Annotated in this window: 11 protein-coding genes and 1 riboswitch; of the genes, 1 reads left to right on the top strand and 10 read right to left on the bottom strand. The window is 44.0% G+C overall.

What is annotated here, in order from left to right:
- Positions 1 to 43 precede the first annotated feature (43 nt).
- The 4 genes from GK047_RS19750 to ytxC all read right to left on the bottom strand — a co-directional run bounded on the left by GK047_RS19750 (position 44) and on the right by ytxC (position 5,040).
- The gene (locus GK047_RS19750) at positions 44 to 421 is read right to left on the bottom strand and encodes a hypothetical protein (RefSeq protein ID WP_163950661.1); all 378 of its coding nucleotides are present in this window, start codon (positions 419 to 421) and stop codon (positions 44 to 46) included.
- A 441-nt stretch (positions 422 to 862) separates the two neighbouring features.
- On the bottom strand, positions 863 to 1,384 hold the full coding sequence (locus GK047_RS19745) for a 3D domain-containing protein (RefSeq protein ID WP_481856022.1): 522 nt from the start codon (positions 1,382 to 1,384) through the stop codon (positions 863 to 865).
- Between the two features lie 429 nt (positions 1,385 to 1,813).
- A complete protein-coding gene (gene thrS, locus GK047_RS19740) occupies positions 1,814 to 3,748 on the bottom strand; it encodes a threonine--tRNA ligase (protein ID WP_163950655.1) in 1,935 nt (644 codons plus the stop codon).
- 344 nt (positions 3,749 to 4,092) lie between these two features.
- Positions 4,093 to 5,040 carry a putative sporulation protein YtxC gene (gene ytxC, locus GK047_RS19735; RefSeq protein WP_240344051.1) on the bottom strand — a complete coding sequence of 316 codons (948 nt, stop codon included), beginning with the start codon at positions 5,038 to 5,040 and terminating at the stop codon, positions 4,093 to 4,095.
- Positions 5,041 to 5,241: 201 nt separating this feature from the next.
- Here ytxC and GK047_RS19730 point away from each other — a divergent pair, with 201 nt between their 5' ends.
- Positions 5,242 to 6,312 (top strand): GGDEF domain-containing protein, encoded by a 1,071-nt coding sequence (locus tag GK047_RS19730; protein ID WP_163950652.1) that lies wholly within the window; start codon positions 5,242 to 5,244, stop codon positions 6,310 to 6,312.
- 58 nt (positions 6,313 to 6,370) lie between these two features.
- Here the strand turns inward: GK047_RS19730 and mqnC are convergent, their stop codons facing one another.
- The 6 genes from mqnC to GK047_RS19700 form a co-directional block, all read right to left on the bottom strand.
- Positions 6,371 to 7,507: a cyclic dehypoxanthinyl futalosine synthase gene (gene mqnC, locus GK047_RS19725; protein ID WP_163950649.1), complete on the bottom strand. Its 1,137-nt coding sequence runs from the start codon at positions 7,505 to 7,507 to the stop codon at positions 6,371 to 6,373.
- Between the two features lie 172 nt (positions 7,508 to 7,679).
- Positions 7,680 to 8,852 carry a trans-sulfuration enzyme family protein gene (locus tag GK047_RS19720; protein WP_163950648.1) on the bottom strand — a complete coding sequence of 391 codons (1,173 nt, stop codon included), beginning with the start codon at positions 8,850 to 8,852 and terminating at the stop codon, positions 7,680 to 7,682.
- A complete protein-coding gene (locus tag GK047_RS19715; protein ID WP_163950646.1) occupies positions 8,849 to 10,039 on the bottom strand; it encodes an aminotransferase class I/II-fold pyridoxal phosphate-dependent enzyme in 1,191 nt (396 codons plus the stop codon). Before GK047_RS19715 ends, GK047_RS19720 begins: the two co-directional genes overlap by 4 nt.
- 16 nt (positions 10,040 to 10,055) lie before the next feature.
- Positions 10,056 to 10,994, bottom strand: coding sequence for a homoserine O-acetyltransferase MetA (gene metA, locus GK047_RS19710; RefSeq protein ID WP_163950644.1), 939 nt, complete (start codon positions 10,992 to 10,994; stop codon positions 10,056 to 10,058).
- A 99-nt stretch (positions 10,995 to 11,093) separates the two neighbouring features.
- Positions 11,094 to 11,225: riboswitch (SAM riboswitch) on the bottom strand.
- 186 nt (positions 11,226 to 11,411) lie between these two features.
- Positions 11,412 to 12,161 carry a glycoside hydrolase domain-containing protein gene (locus GK047_RS19705; RefSeq protein ID WP_163950643.1) on the bottom strand — a complete coding sequence of 250 codons (750 nt, stop codon included), beginning with the start codon at positions 12,159 to 12,161 and terminating at the stop codon, positions 11,412 to 11,414.
- Positions 12,161 to 12,379 carry a hypothetical protein gene (locus tag GK047_RS19700; protein ID WP_163950641.1) on the bottom strand — a complete coding sequence of 73 codons (219 nt, stop codon included), beginning with the start codon at positions 12,377 to 12,379 and terminating at the stop codon, positions 12,161 to 12,163. The genes GK047_RS19705 and GK047_RS19700 overlap by 1 nt, the downstream gene beginning before the upstream one ends.
- Between the last annotated feature and the right edge of the window lie 94 nt (positions 12,380 to 12,473).

The following is a 12,473-nucleotide window of genomic DNA, read 5'->3' as shown; positions in this document are numbered from 1 at the left end:
TAACCCTTCCGATACGGAAGGGTTATTTATGATCAAATTCCAATTAAACGAAGTCTTGTGCAATCTCTTCTGGAATGGAAATAACATCATTCGGCTTGGATTCATTCAAAATAGTTCGTGCCTGCTTAATCTCAGCGCGGAGCTTTTTCACTTGCTCCATCGGCTTCTTTACATAGTGAATGTACTCAACCGCTAGATGATGATCGGGTTTCTTACCTGAGAACATGCGACGCAGCGAAGACATCGACTGATAAGCGCGCTCTTCTTTCATTCTTTTCACTTCGTAGCGCTCAACGACTTGCTCAATTTCTGCAGCTTGCTGCTCCTTCCGAGCGATATAAGCTTCCAAGAAAGGGAACACCTCAGCCGCTCTTCTTTGTGAACCCTGAGGGTTACCATCCGATCGCAAAACATTCAACATGATAAATCACCTATCTCCCCATGTTAGCATTCATAACAGTAATCTTATTTTACACTAAAATAATTTTTTTGAGAACTATTATTTCATCATCAAATCAATGCCTATAACGTTCCATCTGCCCAATTGGACCTGATGTCAGGTATGAGGACAAGCGAGCCAGCCATTTGAATAGCCTTACCTGAATGTTGAAAAGAAAAAAAGAAGAGACCCCTGTGGTGGTCTCTTCTTTGGCTTACTTTGTTCTTTGGATTACTATTTGTTTGGATTTTGCGTATTGGTTTGTTGCTGCGTGTTAGGTACTGATGTTTCCGTAGCAAATTCTACATCTTGCGCTGGTTTTTTGTTGCTTTTGTTCTTTGCCATGTTCAATCACCTCCCCTACGAATAGGATTACCCAAACAGGAGAGATTATGTTGGAAATTTTAGGACGTGTATGACAACTTAAAGCGCTTGGGTAGGCGCAATTATTTCATCTTTCAGCTGCTTCCAAATTAGCTCCGTTACTTTGCCAGTCCCTTTCTTCACGATGAACACCTTAACCGTCTTCTTGCCCCATTCTTTATAAACCTGATCCTTCGTGTCAAAATAAAGATCAATTTTCTTTCCCTTAATGGCACTCCCCGTGTCAGCGACAACACCGTAGCCATAACCAGGAATAAACAAGACCGTTCCAAGCGGGAAGACAGATGGATCCGCAGCAATGGTCGATAATGCTTTATTGTCCCGCTTCACTTTAATACCTGAGAAGGTAATCCCGTATTCGGGATGATCCGGGTTCTTGCCTGTCGATTCCTTACCCGCAGAATAGCCAGTTGCCACTACTTCTACCGCTTTTAATTTGGACAAATCAGAGTCCAGATTTGGAATATAGCGGTAGTTAACTTGCTGCAGTTGCTCTCGAGCTGCAGGCATCGAAAAAGGCCCCATTTTTACTACGCTACCAACTTCTTGTGGGGCTTGTATGTGGGTGACGGTTTCTGCCGCACTGTTATGACTCAATTCATTGATTACATTGGGACGGGCCAACGAATCGGCCGACTCACTCGAGGCAGTTGGCGGCTCGGAAGTTTCGACTGCTTGCACCTTCTGTTGTGGCTCCATTACTTTGACTTTGACATCATCTTGTCCAAAAAAAGCGAGCAAAACGTTAACAACCATCAGCATACTGAACCATTTGGACTGGCTAAACAATTCGTTCAACATAAATTTTTCATACCTCCCCCTACTATAGCAGGTTGTCCAATTCCTACCTTTTTTATACGTCTGGAAGCAGACTCACAACTTAAGGTTTCCCAAATATACTGACTTATGCATGCCCATCTAGCTGCGAAAATTAAAAAAAGCAGAGGAGCTGATGCTCCTCTGCTTAAATGCGATATTGACGCCCTAGGGCTATTGTTTTTTACGAATTTCCTCATTAATCATTTCAATCACTTGGTCGATCGGATGAGTGCCCAAGTCGCCTTGCCCCCGTTTACGAACGGAAAGACTTCCGTTGTTCACTTCATTTTCCCCAACGACGAGCATATAAGGAATTTTCTCAAGCTGAGCTTCTCGAATTTTGTAACCGAGTTTCTCATTACGGTTATCGGCTTCCACTCGAACGCCAGCAGCACGCAACTTCTCCGTCACTTGATTCGAGAACGCCTCAAATGCAGGAGAAACCGGAATTACTTTAGCTTGAACCGGCATCAACCAAGTTGGCAATGCGCCTGCGAAATTCTCAAGCAAGAAGGCTGTCATGCGCTCCATTGTACTAATAATTCCACGGTGAATAACGACTGGACGATGTTTTTGACCATCTTCGCCCGTATACTCAAGCTGGAAGCGCTCAGGAAGCAAGAAATCGATTTGTGCGGTTGAGAGTGTTTCTTCTTTCTTAAGCGCTGTTTTGATTTGAACATCAAGCTTAGGACCGTAGAAGGCAGCTTCGCCTTCGGCTTCGAAGAATGGTAAACCAAGCTCCTCAACAACTTCGCGAAGCATACGCTGAGACGTTTCCCACATCTCATCATCTTGAAAATATTTTTCTGTATCCTTAGGATCTCTGTAGGAAAGGCGGAAGCGGTAATCCGTGATTCCGAAATCCTCATACACTTGGCGAATTAGATTGATAACACGGGAAAACTCTTCTTTAATCTGATCCAAGCGGCAGAAAATATGGGCGTCATTCAAAGTCATTGCCCGAACACGATGTAGACCTGTTAAAGCGCCTGACATCTCATAGCGATGCATCGTTCCAAGCTCAGCAATCCGAATCGGAAGATCGCGGTAGCTGCGCATGTCGCTCTTATATACCATCATGTGATGAGGGCAGTTCATTGGACGAAGAACGAGCTCTTCGTTATCCATGATCATTTTCGGGAACATATCTTCACTGTAGTGCTCCCAATGACCCGATGTTTTGTACAGCTCAACATTGGCAAGAACAGGCGTATAAACATGTTCATAGCCAAGACGTTCTTCCAGATCGACAATATAACGCTCCATCGTACGACGCAGCTTAGCGCCATTAGGCAGCCATAATGGAAGACCTTGTCCTACCTCGCGAGAGAAAGCAAACATTTTGAGCTCTCTACCCAGCTTACGATGATCCCGTTTCTTCGCTTCTTCAAGCAAGTGAAGATGCTCCTCAAGCTGTGCTTTCTTGGGAAATGCTGTCCCATAGATACGCTGAAGCATTTTATTTTTTGCATCGCCTCGCCAGTAAGCACCTGCTACGCTTAGCAATTTAAAGGCTTTGATTCTACCCGTGGAAGGGAGATGAGGTCCACGACAAAGGTCAAAAAACTCACCTTGATCGTAGATCGTCAGTACGGCATCTTCTGGCAGATCGCGAATCAATTCAAGCTTGAATGGATCTTCCAATTCTGTGAAAATGCGAATCGCTTCCTCACGAGAAACCACACGGCGAGTAATCGCCAGATTTTCTTGTGAGATTCGTTCCATTTCCTTCTCGATCTTCACCAGGTCTTCAGGATTGAGCGGTGTTTCTAAATCAATATCGTAATAGAAGCCGTCTTCAATTACAGGTCCGATTCCGAGCTTAACGGCTTTTTCGCCATAAATCCGTTTAATCGCCTGTGCCATTAAATGAGCTGTACTGTGACGGTACATCTCTAGCCCATCATCGCTGTCAACAGTCAAAATTTCAACGTCTGCATCTTGTTCCAAAGCAAAGGTCAAATCAACGGATTTCCCGTTAACTTTGCCACCGATCGCATTTTTCTTTAGTCCGGATGAAATGGATTCTGCTACTTGCTCGATGGTCGTTCCAACCGCATATTCTCTAACTGCTCCATCTGGTAATTTCACCTGTACAACCATGTTTGCCATCCTCCTGAGTCTCTACTTAAACGCAAAAAAGCACACTATATCCCATAAGGGACGAGTGCGCTTAGCTCGTGGTTCCACCCTAGTTCGACTCGCCAACCTATCCCAATGGATAAGGCGAATCCTCATCAGCATTCGGTAACGGGAATGATTCGGTGTTGTATACTAGTGGCCTGCAGCAGACCAAGTTCCACATCACGGCTACAAAGGGGTAAACGCACCGTTTCACTGAAGGAGATTACAGCCAAGTCTCCTCTCTCTGAGCAGCTCTTACAGGAAGTTCATGTCTTTGATCTTAACGCCTTCGTTCACTATTATAATTGCCTCTTCGTACGAGGTCAAGGGTATAGTTGATCCTGCTTTTTCCCCTCGCCTAAATACGTGTGGCATGTTCGACAGTAGGAGCAGACTGTCGTCCTATCCTCAAATATTTGTCTGATCGTTTTGATGACCGTCATATCTGGATCCCTTGTATGAATATAAATGTTGGCAGGTGATACCGTAATAAGCGTACTCACGATCATATCTTCGAAATTAATGTCTTTCTCAAGCACTTCCAATTTAAATGTTGCATCGAATTCATTGGCATCGATAGGCTCCAACCGATCATTCAAAATTACAAATTCATGGCCACCTTTATGGATAAGGTGCGCAGCCGGAATTTTCGCCTCTTGAATATACACAAAGTATTGCAAAAGAGAAATAAACTCCTGATATTGACGATCCATCATATATTCATCAACGGCGTATTCAACAACTTCTCGAAGCTCTTCTATATAATCCTGTAAGCGGAACTTGAGAAATCCATCTAAATTAAGATTTGATTTCTCTTCAAAATAGAGCGCTAATTGCTCGGTAAGCAACTGTTTCCGCCGAAGCCTTCCCGCTTCTGCATTCGCAATGGAGGCCTCTTCGATTTCCGTTTCACCATACATAAACTGCTTGCAATACCCTTCAATTCGTTCGAAATCTTCCTTGCCTTCATACTTATACTCTTTGATAATGAGATGACGAAGAATGAGCGGTTCTTTCTCTGCTATAATATGCTCCGCCAATACGTCAGCCAGCCTCGCTTTCATCTCTTTCTCTAGAGATTCAGATAGAGGTTCCTCAGCTAAACCAACCGCTTCGCCACGAATATGCGCGTAATTTTCATGCCAATCAGCCTGAAAGATCAAACCGTCTCCAGCGATATGTAAAAGCCGCAGCTCATGCTCAATTTGAGCACTTAGCGAACGAACACATGATTCATCAACATTCATCATAATGATTGTAAACAATTCCATGGGCTCACTCCTTTCCATCTGTAGTTGGATCCTTTTAAGAGTATATGGTCGAACAGAATCAGATATACAACGAACAATTTGCCATTTCCAATTATGTATTCCTGTCGAATCTTTACGGAAAGTTATTCCAATTTCCAGGATATTCATGTTATGATACAGATACACTAGTGCTTAAGTAGGATATTTGTGGAGTGAGTATAGATGCAAACTAACGCATATAGTCAGGACAAACAGATTTGGAACCGCAAGCTGCTTCATCTCTATTGGGGTCTCGTTTTCGTTCAAATTCCGGTTCAGTTCCTTTATTATCTCTCTGGTCCGAATAACGAGCATTTTATTGTCAACCACATCGTCATTCCACTTATAATCATGGTGGTTGTTATGGGCTTATTAGAAGTTGTCCACAAATTTTCAAAGCGAAGGTTAGATTATTACATCATAAGTGGTGGTGCTCTGCTCTCCTTTTTAATTATTTATTTCAATTACAATGTGAGAATGGCGCCACTCCATGCATTGCTACCTATCATCGTATCGATTTATTATTTTCAACGCTCCAAATTTTTATTTTCAGTCGCATTATCGCTTGTATCCATCCTCATCCTCTTTACCGTCAACGATCTATTAGCAGCGATTCCTATCTTAGGTATTGCTACCTTCATTGCATTCGGTATTATGAAACGCGGCGTTGAAATATTGATCAACCTCCGCGCAACGACTGAGCTGAAGCAGGAGCTAATGATCAAGAATATTATTATGGACAAATTGTCCAAAACCGATGCATTAACAGACCTCTACAACCACATAACCTTTCATGAATATCTCGAAAAACTAATTGAACAAAGCGAGTACGGGCATCTAAACATTCATCTTGCTATCATTGATATTGATAACTTCAAAAAAGTGAACGATACCTATGGCCATCGAGCTGGCGATGCCGTGCTTACGAAAGTTAGTGCGATTTTGAAAGAACGAGTAGGCCTGAATGATTTTGCCGCTAGGTATGGCGGTGAGGAGTTTGCTATCATTTTCACGGAGAAAAGCACGGAAGACGTATACGAAATTTTGGAACGCATTCGCTGGTACATCTCACAGTCAAAGTATGAGGAGCTGAGCGGACACGCAGTTACAATCTCCATCGGACTTTGCGAATACCTCAAGGGAACTGGTAAAGAAGTTTTCTTCGCTGGAGCCGATCAATCCTTATACGCAGCGAAAAAAACAGGCAAAAACAAAACAGTCATTCATACGCTTTCACTCAAAGAAGCAAATTAAAAAACGCGCTTTCCGCCTTCAGGTTTGAAGGGGGAAAGCGCGTTTTCTGATTTGTCCGTTAGTTCTGCATCACAAAATCTTTATTCACTTTGACATTCTCATCATTAAACACGCGTAAAATCTCATACTTCGTATTCCGTTGAGCAGGAGTCTTACCTGCTTGACGAATGATGTCAAGTGTGGAGCTTACGTTCACTTTGTGCGTCGTGCCCGCAGCCGAAACCACATTTTCTTCGATCATCGTACTGCCGAAGTCATTACAGCCATAGCTCAGCGTCATTTTACCGACTTCTGGTCCCATCGTCACCCATGACGACTGGAAGTTCGGAATGTTGTCGAGCATGATTCGGCTAATTGCCAGTGTCTTCAGGTACTCCTCAGACGTTACTTTCTCCGCCTTCATGTTCGTATTGTCAGGTTGGAAGGTCCACGGAATGAACGCCAGGAAACCTGGGGTTTTCAGCTTCTGCAGCAATACATCATCCTGAGCATCACGAATGCGCAGCATGTGAAGCGCTCGTTCTTCCATGGACTCACCGAAGCCAATAACCATTGTACCCGTTGTATGCATTCCGATTTTATGAGCGGTTTGCATAACGTCCATCCAATCGCGCCAAGATCCCTTGAGCTTGCTGATCTTACGTCTCGTACGGTCATCCAAAATCTCAGCGCCGCCGCCTGGAAGAGAATCCAGACCCGCTTCATGCAACTGACGTACAACTTCTTCCAACGACAATCCATCCGAAACGTCTTTCATCTTCATAATTTCAGCAGGTGAAAAAGAATGCATGGTAATGTTAAATCGTTTCTTAATTTCACGTAAAATATTCGTATAGTAGCTAAATGGCAGATCTGGATTCGTTCCGCCCTGCATAAGAATTTCCGTACCATCTACGTCAAGCGTCTCTTGAATCTTTTGGAAAATCGTTTCATCGGGAAGTACGTAACCTTCCTTAGATCCTGGAGCGCGATAGAAGGCACAAAATCTACAATACACATCGCAGATGTTCGTATAGTTAATGTTCCGACCGATGACAAAGGTCGTGATCGGATCTGGATGCCATTTTTTCATAATTTGATTGGCCGTATCGCCAATTTTTTCTATTTGATCGGATTCGAAAAGTGTGATGCATTCCTCTACATCGATTCGTCCACCCGAAAGTGATTTATGTAAGATACGATCAATAGGCTTCACGACTACTCACTCCTTTTTTACTATATACCTTTATCTATCTATGGTACCATATTCACCGCGCAGCGTCACGGCTATTCCCTTCTTTCTAGAAGGCAAAACGGCCATCTGACACGAAAACGGCAAAAAAAGCAGCTGTTCGCTGCTCTGTTAACCTTCAGACCTCGTTTGTTCATTAGCTTCTGAGCGCTTGTTCAAGATCTTCAATAATATCTTCAATATCTTCAAGACCTACTGAATACCGCACTAGACCGTCTGTGATGCCGCGCTGTAAGCGAACCTCTTTAGGCATTGCCGCATGAGACATCATTGCTGGATAAGAGAGTATGCTTTCCACAGCCCCTAAGCTCACTGCGACCAACGGAATCCGCACTTTGCTCAAAAGCTTTTTCGCCTTCTGGCCAGAACCGACATCAAAAGAAACGACCGCCCCATAACCAAGCGACTGCTTCTCGTGAACTTCTCTGCGAGGGTGATTCGGCAAACCAGGGTAATACACATAATCAATATCAGGCTGCTCCGAAAGCCACTGAGCCAATCTGCGAGCGCCTTTTTCGGACATTTCCATACGGGCTTGCAAGGTTTTCATACCGCGAATGAGCAGCCATGAGTCTTGAATGCCGAGGACATTGCCCATGCCGTTCTGTATTTGCTTCATCTGACGTCCTAGACTAGAATTGGCGACTACAGCCAGTCCAGCAAGAACATCGCTATGTCCGCCCAAGAATTTGGTTGCACTATGCAGCACAATATCAATCCCTAGCTCAATAGGACGCTGATGGTAGGGCGTCATAAAGGTGTTGTCCAGCATCGTAAGCAAATTGTGCTCTTTAGCCCAAGCAGCCACTTCCCCGATATCCGTGATTCTAAGCGTAGGGTTAGACGGCGTTTCAATAAACACCGCTTTCGTATGCGGACGCAGCGCCGCTTTCACCTGTTCGATATCCGTCATATCAACGAAAGTGGATTCAATCCCCATCCGATTCATGATTGAAGTAAGCAAACGGTATGTACCACCATAGACATCTTCTGTACAAATGACATGATCGCCCTGAGAAAGAAGCATCAGCGCTGATGAAATAGCCGCCATACCTGATGCGAAGGCGAAACCGCGATGGCCGCCTTCCAAAAGTGCAATATAGTCTTCCAACGCTTGACGAGTCGGGTTACCTGAACGTGTATAATCATAGTCCGGAGTGACTTCTAAATCCGATTGATGAAAGGTTGATGCTTGATAGATGGGCACGCTGGAAGCTCCTGTTGTCTCATCAATCTCAGCTCCAAAATGAATCAGCCTAGTAGCGAATTTGCCATGTGGATGGCGCTTATCGTCTTTGGAATAACTCATTCGAGGAGGCCTCCTTCCAGCTCGGCTTGCGCCTGATCGATCGCATTGGATAGATCCGCAATCAGATCATCAATATGCTCGATGCCGACGGAGAATCGGAGCAGACGATCGTCCACACCTACCTGCTGACGAATTTCTAATGGAATATCCGCGTGTGTTTGCACGGCAGGATATGTCATCAATGACTCAACGCCGCCTAAACTCTCTGCGAAAGCAATCAGCTTGATGTGACGCAGGATCGGTTCAATTAATCTGGCGTCTTTCACCTTGAAGGAAAAGATCCCGGTATTCCCGCTCGATTGTTTGTTCTGCACCGCGTAACCTGGATGGGATTCCAATGCCGGATAGTACACTTCATCGATCAGCGGATGCTCAAGTAGAAATTTGGCAATAGCCGTAGCATTGAACTCATGGCGCTCCATACGAAGCGCTAGCGTCTTCATCCCTCTCATGAGCAACCAGCTATCTTGCGGCCCAAGTACAGCTCCAATGGAGTTATGCAGAAACGCCATTTGCTCGGAAAGCTCCTTGCCTTTGGTTACAATAAGACCAGCGAGCACATCATTATGGCCACCCAAATATTTGGTTGCGCTATGAATGACGATATCAGCGCCCAGCTCGATAGGGCGCTGCAAAAATGGCGTTAACAACGTGTTATCGACAATGGACACGATGCCCTTTTTACGGGCCCACGTACATACGAGTTCAAGATCTGTTATCATCATTAAAGGATTCGTTGGCGTCTCGATAACAATCCCCTTGGTATTTGACTGGTAGGCCGCCTCTAACCCATCCAAATCATTTGTGTCTACATAAGAAGCAGTCACACCGAAACGCGCCATGATTTTCTCAAGCAAACGGTAGGTCCCGCCATATAAGTCTAAAGAAACAATTAAGTGATCGCCTTGGCTAAAATAGGCGAATATCGTTTGCAACGCCGCCATACCTGAAGAACAAGCAAAGCCTGCATCGCCTGACTCAAGCTCGGCAATCGCATCTTCAAGCACTGTGCGGGTTGGACTTTTGGTACGCGCATAATCAAATCCTGTGCTTTGTCCAAGCTTCGGATGGCGGAAAGCTGTAGCTTGATAGACTGGAAAACTGATAGCTCCAGTTCCTGGTTCATTTTGCGAGCCGATTTGGGCGAGTTGGCTTTCGATTTTTAACAAAGGGAATTCCTCCTTCATAAGTTCCAGGTTTGACTTACAATTGTGAGCCTGCCAGACTTTTATTGACATTCAGGTCGAATGGCGTCTGTTGATAGACATAATAGTTCAACCAATTTGAAAACAACAAGTTTGCATGTGCTCTCCATGTATTGTATGGCTGTCTGCTCGGGTCATCGTTAGGATAATAATTGCTAGGAATAGCGATCTCGAGTCCCTTGTCAGCATCACGGTCATACTCCCACTTCAATGTGCACGCGTCATATTCCGAGTGACCCGTAACAAAAATGTGCTTGCCGTCTGGCGTTGCAGCAATATAAACGCCTGCTTCCTCGGATTCAGATAAAATCTCCAAATCTGGACATCGAGAGATATCTTCACGGCGAACTTCCGTGTGACGAGATTGAGGGACGTGGAAAACTTCATCAAAACCGCGCAGCAGCTTCGTATTCGGTACGCCCACTGTGTGTGGGAACACGCCGAACACCTTATTGTCAAGCGGGTACTTCGGAACACCAAAGTGATGATACAACCCTGCTTGAGCAGCCCAGCAAATGTGCAGCGTCGAAGTAACATGCTCTTTGCTCCAGTTCATAATTTGCGTCAATTCTTCCCAATAATTCACGTCTTCAAATTCCATTTGCTCAACAGGTGCGCCTGTAATAATCATGCCGTCCAGCATCTGGTCTTGAATATCTTCAAATGTTTTATAGAACGTATCCAAGTGCTCAGCGGATGTGTTCTTGGAAGTGTGAGTTTTGGGATGCAGGAGCACGAATTCCACCTGCAGCGGCGTATTACCGATTAAGCGCAGCAGCTGCGTCTCAGTCGTCTCTTTCGTAGGCATTAAGTTCAACAAAGCAATACGAAGTGGACGAATATCTTGATGATACGCGACGGACTCATCCATCGTGAAAATGTTCTCTTGGTTTAAAATTTCTTTGGCTGGCAGGTTGTCTGGAATCTTGATCGGCATCCTGTTCACTCCTTTTTCGCAATTTTTTTAGTGGAAATGCAAAAATGACCTTCTCTGAGATCAGAGAAAGGTCATGTAAATTCCAAAAAGATGTCCTCACTCTTATCTCCCAGATTCGCTTGTGTTGCAGCGTTTCCGCAAGAATTAGCACCGTGCATTCCTTTGTTTTGCAAAGGTTTGTCGGTTGCCGGGTATCATCGGGCTAGTCCCTCCACCTACTCTTGATAAGTATTTGACTATTTAGTTAATCTTAATATTACGGGTTTTTCGCAAAATGTCAACACGTAAAAATTCCATGTTATGTTTACGATTGAAAAAGTAAAAAAAAGGGATAACATGTACATGTAGAAGCGTATGAACCGCCTTCTTTACATGAACATCTTATCCCTCATTTTAATATCAAAGCCCAGTTCAATTTCATTCTTCTGGTCTACCTACTGCCCTGCGCAACGAATTTGAAACCTGATGCGTATATTCCTGAACATCCTTATTACCTTCCATATGCTTCCAGTAATCTCCCAATACATCTAAGATGTAGTCCGTAACCCGATCATCCAAAGAAAATCCATTTTTTGCAACAGCCATACCTAATTTCCAACCTCCTGCATCGCCATTAGACTCATCTAGGTCGATCCCTATTTGGTTAACAATAATGTCATTCTGATACTGATAAATACCAATAGGAGCAAATTTCTGTCCTCTACTCCAAGCGTAGGTTTGCATCAATTTCGTCGCTACCCCACGTTCATACATCGCTTTAACGACTGAATATGAGCCATAGATTCCAAGCTCATACCCATCAATCTCTTTATCAAATGCTCTCATATACGCCTCTATCGCGTTGAAGTCACGACTTGGAGCATCGTAGTCTACCGCAGCATAAATGGCCGATCCAGCAATCTGACCGACTTCTTTGGCATACTGGAGCGCTAATTTACCATCTTCTGTACCAGCAAGAGCCCCCTCCTTCACACGGTCAGATGAACGTTCAAAAAAGGAAACGATGTATAACCCGGCAGCAGATATGATCTTTACTTCATTGGGGGATAATCTTTTCCAAGAACCTGCATCAGCAAGATATCTACCAACGAATTTAAATCCTTGCGTAGCAAATGGTTGAATTGTGGAGGAAGTTAAGGCTGTCGCACAGTCAAATCCTTTAGCCATTAAACGCCACTCTTACCCTTAAACAATAAACGAATTGCTCTGGATTCAATTGTAATGCCAAAAAGAATAGTAGCAGCATAACTAATCAAATTTGCATAAAAATCAATTTCCCCTTCAGGCAGCCCGTATCCATAGTGACCAGCTATCATATTACTAATTCCAAGCACAGCAAAAATAAGCGATACGTATCGTAACACCTTAACTTTATCAATATTCATTTTCAATTCTCCTTATCAGTTTGTAATTTAATTTATAAATCTCCATTTTTCTTCTCATGTCTAGTTAAGCGTTAATTTCAGGGCATATTGCACT

This window comes from Paenibacillus sp. SYP-B3998 (genome assembly GCF_010820665.1).
In the GTDB taxonomy this organism is placed as follows: Bacteria; Bacillota; Bacilli; order Paenibacillales; family NBRC-103111; genus Paenibacillus_E.
This window is presented reverse-complemented; position numbering and strand designations above follow the sequence as displayed.